Annotated in this window: 7 protein-coding genes; all 7 read right to left on the reverse strand. The window is 55.7% G+C overall.

Going from position 1 to position 15,884, the window contains the following annotated elements; all coding sequences use genetic code 11:
- Positions 1-8,166: calcium-binding protein (locus IP76_RS20485; RefSeq protein ID WP_156318668.1), on the reverse strand; the 8,166-nt coding region annotated here is incomplete at its 3' end.
- Between the two features lie 636 nt (positions 8,167-8,802).
- Positions 8,803-10,269, reverse strand: a complete 1,467-nt coding sequence (locus IP76_RS20500) for an HlyD family type I secretion periplasmic adaptor subunit (protein ID WP_054160101.1) — start codon at positions 10,267-10,269, stop codon at positions 8,803-8,805.
- On the reverse strand, positions 10,266-12,431 hold the full coding sequence (locus IP76_RS20505) for a peptidase domain-containing ABC transporter (protein WP_156318669.1): 2,166 nt from the start codon (positions 12,429-12,431) through the stop codon (positions 10,266-10,268). Before IP76_RS20505 ends, IP76_RS20500 begins: the two co-directional genes overlap by 4 nt.
- A gap of 168 nt (positions 12,432-12,599) precedes the next feature.
- Positions 12,600-13,892 carry an IncP-type conjugal transfer protein TrbI gene (gene trbI, locus IP76_RS20510; protein WP_054160103.1) on the reverse strand — a complete coding sequence of 431 codons (1,293 nt, stop codon included), beginning with the start codon at positions 13,890-13,892 and terminating at the stop codon, positions 12,600-12,602.
- 13 nt (positions 13,893-13,905) lie between these two features.
- Positions 13,906-14,352, reverse strand: coding sequence for a conjugal transfer protein TrbH (locus IP76_RS20515; RefSeq protein ID WP_054160104.1), 447 nt, complete (start codon positions 14,350-14,352; stop codon positions 13,906-13,908).
- A 3-nt stretch (positions 14,353-14,355) separates the two neighbouring features.
- Positions 14,356-15,147: a P-type conjugative transfer protein TrbG gene (trbG, locus tag IP76_RS20520; protein ID WP_306765499.1), complete on the reverse strand. Its 792-nt coding sequence runs from the start codon at positions 15,145-15,147 to the stop codon at positions 14,356-14,358.
- Between the two features lie 55 nt (positions 15,148-15,202).
- Positions 15,203-15,865 carry a conjugal transfer protein TrbF gene (locus IP76_RS20525; protein WP_054160106.1) on the reverse strand — a complete coding sequence of 221 codons (663 nt, stop codon included), beginning with the start codon at positions 15,863-15,865 and terminating at the stop codon, positions 15,203-15,205.
- Positions 15,866-15,884: the final 19 nt, after the last annotated feature.

The raw sequence follows: 15,884 nt of genomic DNA on the forward strand, positions 1-15,884 counted from the left end.
CGCATGTTCTTTCCAGAAGTAGGTATCTCCACCTTGGCCACCGGCCAGGGTCTGGTTAATCGCGGTTGTCTCGATAGTATCAGCCGCGTTGGTACCTCTCAGCCACCCAGCACTGGTGATTTCGGCTGCCCCCCAGGTTGTCCCGTTGGCGAACAGGATTTGTTCAATAGCTGCACCCGCAAAGTGGTTCTGAACCGTGAGCAATTCACCGGTGGAGTTGACCTTGACTACGAGGTCTCGATCGGCACGCGAAACCGTGACATCTGCGACGTTCAAGTTCGTCAAGACCAGCCTGTCGATGTCTTCGGCGGCGCCTTGATCAAGAACGGTATCATTGCCAAATCCGCTCCCCCATAGATACCTGTCTGAGCCTCTACCACCAGCGTAACGGTTTGACCCGACGGCGGCCTCAAACGTGTCTGCGCCCAATGTGCCTCTGAACCAAGATTCCGTTTCTATCCTCGCTCGGTCCCATCTGGTGCTGTCACGCACAAAGCTTATACGCTCCAGTCCCGTCTCTTGGGACAGGAAGTGATCCTTGACTACGGTACCATTCGTTGAGGCAAGGTCGAGCGACGCTTGTATGATGAGGTCGTTGCCGGCGCGAGAGAACCAACGGCCGCTCGATGCACTCAGGAGTAGCTCATCAAAATCCAGAGCCGCTCCGTTCTCAACTATGAAGGCGTTGCGTCCCGAACTGAGATCGTAGACGTCTGAGCCAGTTCCGCCAGCAAGCGGGTGTTGGTTGCTGCCTGCTACCAGTGTGTCGTTGCCAGTGCTCCCCATGATCCAGGTATTGGCATTGATGTCAGCCGTGTTCCACGCAGATCCATTGCTGAACCGGATTTCCTCGATCGCATAGATAGCCGATATGAAATGCTGCTTAACCGTGAGTGTCTCACCACTTGCCTTGATGGTGAGGATAAGGTCGTACCCTTCCCGCCGAGCGCCGACATCATCGGGAACAAGGTTAGCCAAGACCACCTTGTCTACTTCACCAGCGGTTCCCTGATCGAAAATGGTGTCACTGCCGTATCCGGCGCCCCACCGATACTCATCTGACCCAAGGCCGCCAGCAAGTCTGTTATTGCCTGATCCGACTTCCAGAATGTCGTTACCGGAGGTCCCCCGATACCATGTCTCGGCCTCGACTTTGGCCCGATCCCACGTGACGCCCTCCCCAACAAACCTCACGGTTTCGATGCCAGAGGCTTTGGAAAGGAAATGATCCTTGATCAAAAGGCCATCGGTCCCATCGATCCTGATTTGTCCGCTCTGAATGAAGAGGTCATTCCCCGACCGCGAGAACCAGAGGGAAGACGATGAGGTGAACCGTAGCTCATCCACATCGGCTGCAGCCCCTTGTTCAACGATTGTCCCTTGCCAAGGACCAGTCAGATCATAAACATCTGATCCGAGCCCGCCCGCAAGTGTTTGCGAATAGTAATCCTGTGAGAGAAGGTCATTGCCGTTTCCGCCGCGTATCCAGGCATGCGAATAGATCTCAGGCAGATCCCATGTCGTGCCATCTGCGAAGATGACAAACTCAACCCCGCTTGGAACAAGACTGAATTGTCCTTGAACCCGCAGTTGCTCACCCGTAGCATTAATGGAGACCACGAGATCGTTACCGGAACGCGCGACCGTAACGTCCGAAGGCAGCAAACCCGCAAGAATAAGCTTGTCCTGATCTGAAGGTGAGTTGGTCTCTTCGGCGATCAGATCGTTGCCATAGCCGGAACCCCAACGATATGTATCTGAACCGCGCCCGCCGGACAACTTGTTGTCCCCCGCGAGTACCTCGATCGTATCGTTTCCATCTGTACCGCGGTACCAGCCTTCGGCTTCAATGCGTGCACGATCCCAGACTTCAGCTCCGCTGTTGAAGCGGATTTGTTCGAGTCCGGCCGCGTTGGATAGAAAATGGTCCTTGATAACAAGGGTCGCAATTCCGTGGACTACAACAAGATCTGTGCCTTGGCGCGTGAAGGAGTAGGCACTCGGTTGCCCATCAAGCTGGAGAACGTCTATGTCCCCCGCCTGCCCTTGTTCAACAAGAGTGGTCGTTCCGCTGGAGTTTGACCACGTGTAGACTTGTGATCCTGTCTTCCCCGTTATCGTCTGGTTTGCAAGCTTGCCGAGAGCATTCACCTCGGCAACCTGTGTTTGAGTAATGCCAGTGGTCGGAGATGTTGTCGTTGTTGTCTTCGTCACTTCACCATTTGCGTGGGTTACCGACACTTCTCGATACTCAAGGTATCCGTCGTTGTTGCCATCCCTTTCCAGAACAGTGGTTCTGCCGTCGTGGCTTGTGCGATATGTGCCCTTCGATTTGATCGTGCCATTTGCGTTTGTCTCAGTGATATCGGTGACTTCACTGCCGTCAGGCAGTTCTGTTGTCACCATGGTCACTTCGAAATAGCCATCGCCATCCTGGTCAACACGAACCCTTCTTGTCTGCCCCGATGGGTCTGTGACGGTTTCTGTTACAGCTGGGATTGCGCCGTTCCAGTAGATCTCACCATCTCGTTTTTCGCTATTGGCGCGCGCTGTCGCGTTGTTGGTGATACGTGTCGTGCGTGTTCCCGATGGAGAGGCTAGCTCGGTCACGATCTGATCGGCAACGCCGTCGCCGTTCAGATCGGTTTCTTCCGAGTAAGCCATTCCGTCGGCACTTTTACGGCTCTTGGTCAAAGACTTGACCTTACCCGACTTGAGGTCGGTTTCTGTGATGGCAGTCTCCTCACTGCCATCGGCAAAGAAGGTATTTTTCTGGACTCGCCGGATGTCGACGGTCCCATTGCCGTCCCAATCGAAATCGGTTGTCTTCGTCAGCTGATCAGCCGAAAGGCTTACCACGGTGCGGCTGTTGACGGTGCCGTTAGCGGCATAGCCGGTGGTGGTCGTCAGAGTCCTCCCATCGAGCATCCGCACGACTTCCTGACGCTGATTGACCGTGCCATCCCCGTTGCTGTCGGTAGTGGTGGTGATACGTCTTCCGTCTTCCGAGACACTTTTCTCTACACGTTCCAGAAGTTGCCCGGTGGCCCCCTTGAGGGTCACAATCTCTATCGTGCTACCGTCTGCCAACTGCCGTGTTTTGACTTCCGTGCTAGTTGCGGGCACACCTTGGATGGCGGAGACATCACTTAGTGTCTTGCTGCGGCCATCGGCACTGACGGTCTCAACTGATGTGGAAAGCGTGGTGCCCGCTGCATTCGTCGTAGTCACCGTCCGGGTGGTTGAACCATCCAAGTTAAGGGTGGTGACGTCTGTTCTGGTAACATCGAACGTTCCATTGCCGTCGGCATCGATCCGTATTGTCTTGTTGAGGCCGTTTGCGGACACAAGCGTCTCTGTCAGGTGAGTTTTCTGCCCACCAAGGCGCCAGGTGTCGACCAAGGAAGTGGAGCCATCTGCTTCGAGCTGGGTCGCCTCGGTCCGCGTGATCGTATATTCACCAGTTCCTGTATCGTTAAATTGTGACGTGCGGGTCAGCCCATCGCCACTCTGCACGATTTCGGCCTTGCCTTTCAGGACCCAGGTACCGCCGCTATTCTCGCGATACTCCTTGGTTTGAGTCATTCTGCCGTCAGCGCCGAGCACCGTCGCCTCGACGAGCTGTTTTTCTGCAGTGCCGTTACCATCTGTATCGTAGGTGTAGGTTTTAGTCAGGCCATTGGCACTGACTTCCATCGTACGGCTCTTGGCAATCGCAATGCCATCAGACTTGAAATCTGTCGAGGTTTGAGTGGAGATGCCGCTGGCTGCCAGGGTCGTGACGGTTTTCTGATCGGCGACGCCATCCCCGTTGACATCTTTTGTGATGGTGGATGTCCGCTTGTTGCCGGACACTTCGGACACCGTTTTGCTTTCAAGGGTGCCGTCTCCCTTGTTCACCTGGACGGTTGACCGTGTGGCACCGTCCTGGAAAATCTCGGAGGTCTCTTGAATGCGACGCAAGCTTGCTCCAGCACCATCGGTAAAGGTGATTGTCTTTCGCTGGCCGTCGGCACTCTCGGTCGACGTGCTTCGTTCGACCAATGTAGAGAGGCCTTGAAACTCCGAAAAAACAGTGGTCTTGGTACCATTTGCCGAAAACGTCGTTGCGGTCGTTCGCGTTGAATCAACAGTGCCGTCGCCATTTTTATCGACTGTCTGCGTGATGTTTAGCCCACTCCGATCGGTTGTCAGCGTAGACTTGGACAGGATCGAGTTTGATAATCCGACCTCTGTTATGACAGAGGTCTTGATGCCTGAGACCGACAGTGTCTCCTCGACCTTTCGGTCGGTGACGCCATCGCCGTTTTCATCGATAACCGAGAGGACGGACATCCCGTTCGCAGCGCTTGTCTTGGTCACCTTGGATATGAGGGCGCTGTTGCCATTCCGCTCTTCTGACGTTTCAGAGATAGAGCCGTCAGATGCTAGAGATTTGGCGTATTTTTGCGTCAAATCTATGGTGCCGTTGCCATCCAGGTCTTGGGTCTGACTTGTTCTGTACCCATCAGCGGATGTGCGGGAGGTTGTGATGTTGACGATGGCTGAACCGGCTTTCGTGACCTGAGTGGCCACCTGCGTGCCGTCAGCATCAATGGATTTCGACGTGGTGATCGTTTGATCAACTATGCCGTCGCCATTTTCGTCCACCTCAACGGACGTAACCATGCCATTGGCGCTGACAGATTCAACCTGACGCTTTAGAAGCATCCCGTTCTGGGCCGAGCTGGTGCCAACCTTGATTGTCCTGCCGTCGGTCGGCAGTGTGGTGACCGCGGCTTTGACGATGTCAATATCGCCATCGCCATCCTCATCGACCGACTGATTTACAACCAGGCCGTTGGCAGAGGTTTCCGTCACTGTCTTGCTGATCAACGAGCCGGTGTTGGTGGTTTCACGGACCTCAACTGTTTGAGCTCCATTCGCCCCGACGCTCGTTGCCTCGGTCCAGTCAGTCTGGCCATCGCCGTCTGCGTCTCTGTTAGTCGTAACGGTGCGACGGTCTGAGCTAACCGCTGTGGTTTCGCGCGACAGGATCGTTCCGTTCCCACTCAATCCTTCCACAACAATCGATTGGCTTCCATTGGCGTTCAAGGTGCGGACGGTTCTTGTCGCACTATCGACGAGGCCGTCACCGTTGATATCCGTCGATTGCGCAACAGCAAGACCATTCGCACTCGTGACTACGAGCTCACGGCTGACAAGTGAATTATCCTCCGTTCGTACCTCGATGGAATGGCTAGAGCTTCCGTCTGAGTTTTTATTCGTCGCATCCACGACGATTTGGTCCACCAAGTTGCGACCGAAGCGGTCAAGTTGGGTGGTGGTCGTCAGGCCGTCTGCGGACGTCGTCTTCACACTGCGGCTTATGAGAGAACCATTTGCACTGGTCGACGTTGCGGTCTCGGTCACGACGCCGGAGGCATTCTTTGTTGCGGCAACGACCAGTTCATTCACCCCGTCGCCATTGGCATCGGTAGAGATCGTCCCGACAAGCCCATCTGATGCACGCTGCTCAACGGTCCGGGACAGCAATGTGCCATTAGCGCTCTTGGTTTGCTGCGTGCGGGTCTTGCTGAGATCTGCTGCAATGACGGTGACGTCCGTCATCTCCCGATCGTTCGTGCCATCACCATTCATGTCGAGAAGAACGGTTTTCGAAAGGCCGTTTTGCGAGGTGGTCGTGGTGGTTCGTGTGAACATGGAGGAGTCGCGAGCGGCTGACGTCTCAACGACCGTTGTGTCCCCTGCCCCATTGCGGCTAGTCACCCCAGTCATTGTAAAATCCGTCGTGCCGTCGCCATCGACGTCCGCCGTTTCGGTGCGGCTGAGATTATTGGCGGCAATCGAAACTTCTGTCCGGGACAGGAGCTGGCCAGTTCCGGAGAACACGCTGTCGCGCTCCACGCGACTGCCATCACCATTGCGGATCGTGCGATGCTCGCTCCGGCGTTCGAAAGAGGCATTGCCATCAGCATCGATGTTCATCGTCCGTGTGAGGCGATCGCTGCTGAGCACGTTTGAAACCTGGCTGACGATGCTGCCGTTCTGGGCAAGTTGAGCAATGGTGATGGTCAGGCTGTTGTTTGCGGCAGTTACACGGGTCTCGCGCTCGGTCGGATAACCTCCCCCGCGCTGGTCGCGATCAATGCTAACTGACTTGCCGTCGGAGCTGGTCTGCGTCGTTTTTGACCATGTCAGGATTCCGCCGCCGTCGCGCATCATCTCTGTCTGCGTTCTGGAGCCACCGGCGTTGATCACTGTGACGTCGGTCAGGACACGATCGAGAACGCCATCGCCGTCATCGTCGAAGCTGGTTGTGACCGAGAGACCATTGGCACTGGCCGTGCGCGTGGTGACAGAGACGAGCTGGCCGGCTTTGTCCACCGCCCGGTTCACCACTGTCTTGTTGCCGGAGGCGTCGGTCGACTGTGTTTCGGTCACCACATAACCGCTGGTATCCACGGCAACAGTGACCGTGGCTGCGAGGCCGGTAGAGCCGTCAGTTCGTGTAAAGCTCGTTTGCCCATCAATGGACGAGCCTCCGTCAAATCCGATCTTTGTTTCGTCGACCGCCAGATTGATCGACTGAATTCCGAGTTCTGCGAGCGTCTTTTGGGTGATTGTCCCGTCGGGATTTGTCATCATGATCTTGAATTCTGACCAGCGCGCATCGCCGGCATCCAACAGTCCATTCCCATTGTTGTCGAATACTTGGCGAAGCGCCTGCATGTCCGTCTCGGAAGATGGATCCCAGTCGGTAAAGACCACTTCTTTCCGATCGGAAATCTTACCATCCCCATCGACGTCGATCATCAGGACCCCGTCCCCGGCGCCTACCCAGGCCGTGCGGTACTTGTAACCGTCCCCGCCAATGTCAAGAAACAGGTTGGACGTCGAAGCATCCGTTATCGTCAGACCGTTGCCATTGAGGTCGAGAAACACCGGAACGCGACCCATGCGGCCATTGTTGCCCTTGCTGCCGCCGCTGCTGTCCCAGCCTGAATATGACTTCGAGCTGGAGCTCTTTGAACTGCTGCTTGATTTCGAGGTGCTGGACTTGGACGCGCTGTTGCGTTCGTCGCGCTCTGTGGGAGAAAGTCCACCGCTTGTTTTGCCGGAAGAGGACGTTTTGGAGCCGCCAGAGCTTGAGCCGCCAATTGAGCTCGACTTGCCGCTTGAAGATTGTGTTCGCTCTCCGCCACCAGAACGCCTCTCAGACGGTGAGTCGAGACCCCAACCTGGCTTGGCATAGCTTGTGCTACCGCTGCTTTTGTTTTTCGCGTCCTTCTGTGCTTGCTGTGCACCTTCAGAGGCAGGTCGGGGGCGTGAAGCTGCGGCGTCAACTTGTGCTTGCTGAGCGCCTTCGGAGGCCGGCCTGGGGCGAGACGCAGCAGCTTGGCTTGCGTTGTAATCACGCAAATTGTTCATGCTCGCGATTTCAGATTGGCGGTGGGTTTGTGAAGCGACTTCGTTAGGGAAGTGGGATCCTGGCTGCCCTGCATACCAGTTTTTGAGAGCGGTAGGGTTGCCCATGGCGTCAACTTCCCAAGCATCAGGGTTTGCAATGACCCCGTTCACTGCATTGGCAATGCCATCCTTAACTAACCTTCCGTACGCATCATACAACCTCTCATAAGTGTCGGTTAGATTGTACTTTTCACCAACAATGAAATAGCCGAGCGCGCCACCAATTCCGCCGATAGCCCCGCCTATAGCGGCCGCTTGGGGTCCTAAAGATGTACCGATGGAAGCACCTAATTCGATGCCACCTTTAACGCTAACTAACGCAGCGCCGAAGTCCACAAAGTTGGCTACAGTGCGTGCCTCTTTGTCTTCCGAATTCCAAACATCTATGGAGCGTAGCCCAAGATCCAACGGAAATCCTATCTTTCCAAAAAACTGAACATAGCCCAGCGTTTGGCTAAGTTTCGCTCCGGGACTCAATCCTTTACTAATGGCCTCAAAATCCAATTCTTTGAACTGATTGGAGACAGTCGAACTCCATTTGTTGCGTACCGCGTCGAAGTTCGAGGCAGGCCCATTGTAAGCGTTGTACACAGACCAAGCCGCCCATGAATTAATTGCCGACTCGGCAGAACTCATGAACATGGAAACATAATCATTCCACTGACGATTGATTGAGAAAGTTATTTCATCGGTCATCGCGCTCCCCCCTTTGTCTCACGACCATAAACTCGAAAATAAATCAGTATTATTGCTCCGCTAATGCAAAGCAAACCAAAGAAAGAACCAGGAACAAAGCCCGGAGATCCAACTAAAACGGAGATTGATTTACATCTTAGGCTGCATTCACTTTCAAAGAAATTGTAATTTATGGCGGTAACGCCGATAAAAAACATAATTATCAATCCGATTGCAAATTTTACTTTCTCATTTATGTTTCGAGAAATCGTAATTGTAGCCTTGTATCCGAGCGTCGTTATCAATATTATGTATGAAATTGTTATGGCAAAGCATACAGAAATAATGAATAACACATTCGATGATGAAGCATAATTCGCGTTTATGTCGTATACTGAAATGTAAATAAATATTGAAATACAAGGACAAAAAAGAGGCCCAAAAATCATTGGATGTGTAATTGTTTTTGTTCTTAATTGCATAATAAATAATCGAAACGAAAATAAAAATCCAATTATGAATAGTGCGCCAGAATCAAATATGAAGCTTAATATTTTCACTTCAATTGCTCCCCAGTTCTTTTCCTAAGTAAATATTAATGACTTAGCCATTGTTCGCAAGTCTGTTGCAATATTTACCTAGATACCCATAATTCGCCTATCTCTCATGTCCCGCCTCACTGAGTATGGCGGTTACAGGAGACATCACATAGTCGATGATCCGCCGGCTCTCGGTTTCAATCTCTGCGCGTACTGTCATACCTGGTTCCAGACGCAGCCGCCCTTCCCCTATTTTAAGCTCCGGACTATCCAGCGCGATGCGCGCAACGAAGAAGAGATTGCTGACCTGCGGCAGCCCGGCGGCTGTGGCATTCACCCGCCCCGCAGCCTTGGCGCTGGTATCCTGCAGCGCAAGCGCATTGTCGGCGTTGACTGCATCGTCGGAGAGCGACACGACTTTGCCGCTGAACGTACCGTACCGGGTAAAGGGAAAGGCATCCGCCTTCAGGGTCACAGGCTGGCCCTCGCGGACAAAGCCGATTTCGGACGATGGGATAAGCGCGTCTACCACTACCTCGGTGCCGTCCGGTACAATCACCATAAGTGACTGTCCCGCGTTGACGAATTGTCCGGCGCCTGTCGTCGCCAGCTGCTGGATGGTACCGGCGATGGGTGCCCTAAGTGTGCGTTCGCTCAGGCGGGCTGTAAACTTTACGATTTCCTGATCCAGTTGCTCGATCTGCCGCTCGGCTGCCTGGATGCCCTGGAATTGCTCTGAACGAAAATTGGAACGGGTCTGCCGGTCGAGTTCGCTAAAGTTCTCCAGATTGGCGCGCACCTCGTGCATCTGGCTTTCGTTCTCTGCGAGGTCCGATTGGGCGCGGGCTGTCGCTTCCTGTGCGTTCAGGAGCGCGCCCTTCGAGGCGCTGCCCTGAGCAACCAGCCCAACCAGCATCTCGCTCTTTTCGTTGAGGATCCGGATCAGGTTCCGCTGAGCCTCTGCTACAGAACGGAAGCGCTGTATCCGGGCCTCTGCTTCACGCTTCTGCGCCGAAATTGAGGCGAGTGCCGCATGGATTGTCCCAGCGTCCGCATTGAAGGCGGCGAGTTCACGACTGGCGACGGTAGTGGGGATCTCGGCCGGAAACTCCGGCGCGGCCGGCAGGTCTGGCTGATCGACAGCCTTCAGTGCCGCCCGTCGTCTAGCGACCTCTGCCGCCCAGGAATGCCGAGCAGCCCTTGCCGCATCGAGGCTTGCGCGGATATCGACATCATCCAGCGTAATCAGAGGCTGGCCGAGGGCAACGTGTTGGTCGTTCTCGATATTGATCGAGAGGACACGCCCAGGTTCGGTAGGCTGAACCACCGTCGGCTGGATCGTTGCCCGAACACGCCCCGGCGCGTTGGTGAACACCTGTAGACTGAAGAACCAGCTCCAGAGGAGTGCGCCGGCAATGGTGCTGATCAGCACAAGCAGCAGGACTGGGACTACGCGCGGAACGGGCCTGGCCGCGATCTCGATGGCCGCGGGTAAGAATTCGGCATAGGCGCGATCGGAGCGGATGGCGGTCGCGACCAGATCGATCTCTTTGGGTTTGGCGACCGGATTGGCTCTGGCGTTCATACGAACACCTGCTGGTTCTGATGGTTCAGCATGCGGGCGAAGAAGCCGGCCTCGTCCTTGATGAGATCGCCAGGCTTTCCGTCCTCGGTGATCTTGCCCCGCTCAAGTGAGATGATGCGGTCGCATTTGGTGACAGCGGCCAGACGATGGGCAATCACGATCACGGTTCTCCCCTTGGAGATCTCGCGCATGTTGCCCTGAATTGCCTCTTCGCTCTCATAGTCAAGTGCGCTGGTCGCCTCGTCGAAGATCAGGATCCGCGGGTTGGTGGCAAGTGCGCGCGCAATCGCGATGCGCTGCCTCTGTCCACCGGAGAGATTGGCGCCACGTTCCTCGATTTGCGTGTCATATCCTTCCGGCATCTGACCTATGAAGTCGTGCGCGCCAGCAAGTCTCGCCGCCTGGATGACTTGTGCGCGCGACAGGGAAGGATTCGAGAAGGCGATGTTCTCGTGGATTGTCCTGTTGAACAGAAAGTTTTCCTGCAAGACGACGCCAACCTGTCGCCGCAGCCACGCGGGATCCACTTGGCTGATATCGAGGCCATCGATGAGGATCTGCCCCCGTTCGGGAATGTAGAGGCGCTGCACGAGCTTCGACAGGGTCGACTTACCCGATCCGGATGGCCCGATAATGCCGATCGATGTCCCGGCCTTCACCCGGAACCCCATCCCTTCCATGACCGGGGCACGGTCAGGCCGATAGCGGAACGTGACGTCGGAAAAGACAATCTCTCCCTTCGCCGGGGGTAGCGCGCCGAGCGAACCGTTGCGCGGCTCCTGTGGGTGCTGAAGGATGTCACCCAGTCGAGCTGCGGAGACCTTGACCTGCTGGAAGTCCTGCCAAAGCTGCGAGAGACGAAGGACGGGACCGGTGATCTGCCCCATGATCATGTTGAAGGCGATGAGCGCGCCAACCGTCAGTGCACCACCGATAACCTGATAGGCGCCGAGAAATAGGATCAGCACCTGGACCGTTCTCACGACCCATTGGATCAGGTTCTGGCCAATCGCTGCGACCGTGATGCCGCTGAACGACGTGTGGATGAAGTCGGCGAGCTTGTCTTCCCATTCGGCGCGGACCTGCGGCTCGGCCGCTGACGCCTTGACTGTCTGGATGCCAAGAACCGTTTCGACGAGGAGCTGCTGGCTCAGTGCACCTTTGTTGAACCGCTCCTCTGTTTTACGCATCAGGATCGGCTGCAGAACGATTGCAATGACGACATAGACCGGGATCGACAGCGTGACGATAAAGGCGAGCAGCGGCGAGTAGATGTAGAGAATGCCGACCAACACAAAAGCGAATACGAAATCCAGGCCCGCTGTCAGCGCCTGGCCGGTCAGAAACTGACGGATCTGGTCGAGCTCACGGACGCGTGCGACGGTCTGGCCGGCGGGCCGGGTTTCGAAGTATGAGACCGGCATGCGTATGAGATGATTGAACACCCCTGCCCCAAGCTCGACGTCGACGCGGCTTGCAGTGTGCGACAGTAGATAGGTTCGCAAAAACTCGATCAGGGCCTGGAAGATGTTCACCGCCATCAATCCGATGACGACGGCAGTCAGCGTGGCCACGCTGTTGTGGACCAGAACCTTGTCGATCACGATCTGGAAAAGCAGAGGGGTGGCCAGGCCGAGGATCTGGACAAAGAGCGATGCCAGAAGCACCAGCGCCAGCTCTCGCTTGAATTTCTTCAGGGCTGTCGTGAACCAACTCAACCCGAAGCGATCTGCGAGCCCGTCCGGACGGCGCGTAACCAGGATGAACGTGCCGGTCCACCGCTCCTTGAATTCGTCGGTTGAGATGACTTGTGCCGCCCTCAAGTGCGGGGCGAGGAGTTGGAGTCTATCCCCTTCGACCGCAAGGAGCAGGAAGAAGTCAGAGCCCAGCTGCACGATCAAAGGTCGTGGTGCTGCTAGGAGGTTCGCGAGGCTTTTACCGGCGAACAGTTGTGCCTTAAGACCGACCATGCGGGCGGCCTTCACCAGTCCCTTTGCGTCAATCAACCCGTCGTTCAGGTTGAGTTCGTGACGCAGATGTTCGCGATCAACAGGACGGCGGTAGTGCGCGCCAATGGTCGCCAGGCATTCGAAGCCGGTATCGACTTGTTGAACGTTTTCAGTTTCTTGCTGGACTGTAGTCACGGCAGGGTGAGTATTCACAGTTCAGCTCTGAGCTCTTAGAAATCACAACGTGGAGTAATTGGTATCAAGTAAACCCGATGCACTCAAGAGGTGCGTTCGTTCATTTTTCACAACTACGGGCGTTGCGAGTTACTGGCGCTTTAGCGAGGTGAGAGATTATTCTGTTGTTTTATGAATTATTGCGCGTCAACCGGACTGAGGGAATGTGATGTCCTGATCCACCAGGACATTGAAGCGGTATCCCGGTCTGATCTTGATGGTTGGCTGCATATTAAGATTTTTCGAGATTGTCTGTTCCGCAGCCCGGCCGAAGGACTCAGCGAAATTCCGCCGCGCCGCATCCGATGCTGTGCTCTGGGTGCTGAGTGTCGAACTTTCGGGCACGGCCATATCGATGCCGGTCCCGATCAGTGCAATAAGGGCCGCTGAACCGAAGGTGCGGACATAGTGATTATCGACCTTATCCTTGAAGCCACCATAGCCTTCCGCATCCGCGCCGGCCATTCCCCCGATTTGTATGGTTGAGCCGTTCGGGAAGATGATATCCGTCCAGACAACGAGCACGCGGTTCTGCCCGAACGACACCTTGCTGTCGTAACGCCCGAAGAGCTTCGCGCCTTGGGGAATGAGCAAATGGCGACCTGTTGCACTGTCATAAACGTTTTGACTGACCTGCGCCGAGATGCGCCCAGGAAGATCCGAATTGATCCCCGTAATCAAGGTGGCAGGGATGACCGAGCCGCGTTTGAGTTCGTATGGAGACTGTTGGGGCACGACCTGATTGGGGAGATAGCCAAGCTCCTTCAAATCCGAGTTAAAAAACTCCTCCTTGGTAATCTGCCCGTTTGGATCACCCCCCTGCCCAAGGGCCGCCGACTTCAATGCGGAACCATAGAGATCGGTTGCGGTACTCGACTCCACGGCTGATCTTGTTTGCGTTGTCGCTCCGGTCGGTTGATTGCTCTGCTCAGCAACGTCACTGATGTCGACCTCAAGCGGTGAATCGAGCGCTGCACCCTTCGCCTGAAGGCTTGCCATCCGCTGACGCTGCTGCTCCCGCAAGATCTGTTCCTGCTGTTCGCGGATCATGCGAGCATTCCATTCTTCTTCGGATTCCATCCGCGGCTGGCGGGTGGCACGGGGCTCGCTCCTGACTTCCGGTGCTGGTGCCAGCTGAGCAGGGGTTTGGACGACCGCAGGAGTAGGCTGAAACGTCGTTTGCTCTGCCCGATCACCAATGATCCCGTCTTTCACCCCGCGTTTCATCTGTTCGGCAAAGTTTGAGGCCGAGACGCCGGATGCGTTGTCGGCCGACTGCTGCCCGAACTTGAGGCCACGTGACGACAGGCCATAAATGAGGACTGCGAGGAACAGCGCAATGAGGCCGATGCCAACGAAGACCGGCACGCGATTGAGCCGTTTCATGCCCCGCTGCTCGCCGACGTGAGCAGCATTTCCAAGTTTCAGCGATTGTACCATTTTTGTCTCCCCCTCACTCGAACGCCATGACGGACAGGGGACTGACCGGGGCTGCCGATCCGTTGCTGAGCGAATAGACGCGACCGAGGGCAAGCTTGTCTGTCGATAGTCGGGCGAGCACCTGTCCACCTTCGGAACCGATGAAGTAGCTGAGTTCCGTCGGTTTATTCCCTTTCGCCTCAAGCTTGGATGGGTTGGCGTGGACGACAGTGTAACCCCAACCTTTAAGTGCGGACTCAAGTGCAATGGAGAACTCTGAACTCTCCTTCTCCATTTTGAATGACGAGCCAGGTGGCCCGGCATGTTCGGCAAATCGAGCTGCCATATCGCCAGCGATCGCGCTTGCGGCCGGCCCGGAAATGTCTGCCGATGAGATGCTCGTTGCTGATCCCGTTGGGGTCGTCTGACACCCTACGAGAAACGCGATTGCGAAGAGGGAAAAGAACAGATGCTTTCGCATTCGTTACCCTCCCCGCCTGATCGTAATTTTCTGCTGCCGCCAACCAACTCCCGACAGGAGAACGGCCTTGTCGATATTGTAGTCGACGATCATCATGTCATTCTTCATCCGGTAGTTCACGACCCGGTTCTGGCCACCGGAGACGACAAAGAGAACCGGGGCATCCTGGCCTGCGATCGTGCGCGGAAACTGGATGTACGTCTTTTGCCCATCTGAATAGACACGTTTCGGCCGCCAGGGGGCGTTACCAGTCATCGAATAGGAAAACGAGAGCTGCTCAGGTGAGGTGCCGCCGTCCGCGCCATTCATGGTTTGAATCCGAGCATTGATATCTGCCAGCCTGGTTGCAGCGTCCTCTGGATATTCGAACCCAACGCGCGCCATATACTGGCTCGGGTGGGACTTGAGCTGGATGTGGTAAGTCCGGCGCGAGGTTGTAATCACCATGGAAGTGACCAGACCTGGTTCCGACGGTTTGACGATCAAGTGGATCGCTTGTCCGCCCGCAGCGCCCGAGGTTGCAGGTTCGACCTTCCAACGAACCGTGTCGCCAACCAGAACGTCGCGCACGATCTCGCCACCCTGGAGCTCGATGTCGCAGACCTGCAGAGGCGAGCAGACCACCGATGGCTGAGTCTCTCCAAATAGGAAGATGACCTTGCCATCAGGTCCGCGCGTGACGAGCCCGGTTTGCCCTCTCCATTTGCCTGAGAGATTGGTGGCTTGAGCCTCCTTGTTTGACAGACTTTGTCCAGACGCGGGGACTGTCATCGCAACCGTGGCCGTGAGCGACAGTAGGACGGGAAGGGCGATATGGCTTTTGGCACTGTTCACTGCAGATCTCCTGCCCTTAAAGTTGCGCCGTCCAATCGAAGTCCGTGACATAGACACCGATCGGGTTGAGACGAATGGTTGCTTCATCCTGCGGAGAGGTGATCGACACAGTCGCGATGCCGCGAAACCGGCGTGTTGCTATTTCCTTGCCTTTGCGATCGCGCTCATACTCCGTCCAGTCGAGCTGGTACGTGTGGTTGGACAGGGCCACGATGTTGTTGACCTCAATCGCAACGGTCGCGCTGATGGCCTTTTCGAAAGGCGAGTTACCACGGAACCAGGCATTGACCTTCTGCGTGGAAGGATCACTCGTCCTCAAGTGAGCGTAGGTGCGGTCAATATACTGTTTCTGGACGACCGCATCGGGTGTGATCGAACGGAAGCTCGCGACAAAACTCCCAAGAGTTGCACGCACGACGCGCGCGTCGGCATATTCGATCTGTTGAGGGAAACCGCCGGAGACGGTGTTGCCGAGTTTGTCGACCTCGACGATGTAAGGCACCAGCTTCACCTGAGTGCTGAGATAAAGTGCATATGTAAAGCCGATCACTGCAAGAGTGAGGCTCAATAGGCCGACTGCACGCCACGTCGCTGCAGCCTTAACATAGGAGCCGTATCGTTCCGACCATTCCTGCCGCGCGGCAAGATACGGGTTGTCGGGTGCGCGTTGCGCTGCCATCCAGATGTCCTATCTCTAT

Origin of the sequence: Rhizobium sp. AAP43 (genome assembly GCF_001296045.1) — a bacterium.
In the GTDB taxonomy this organism is placed as follows: domain Bacteria; phylum Pseudomonadota; class Alphaproteobacteria; order Rhizobiales; family Rhizobiaceae; genus Allorhizobium.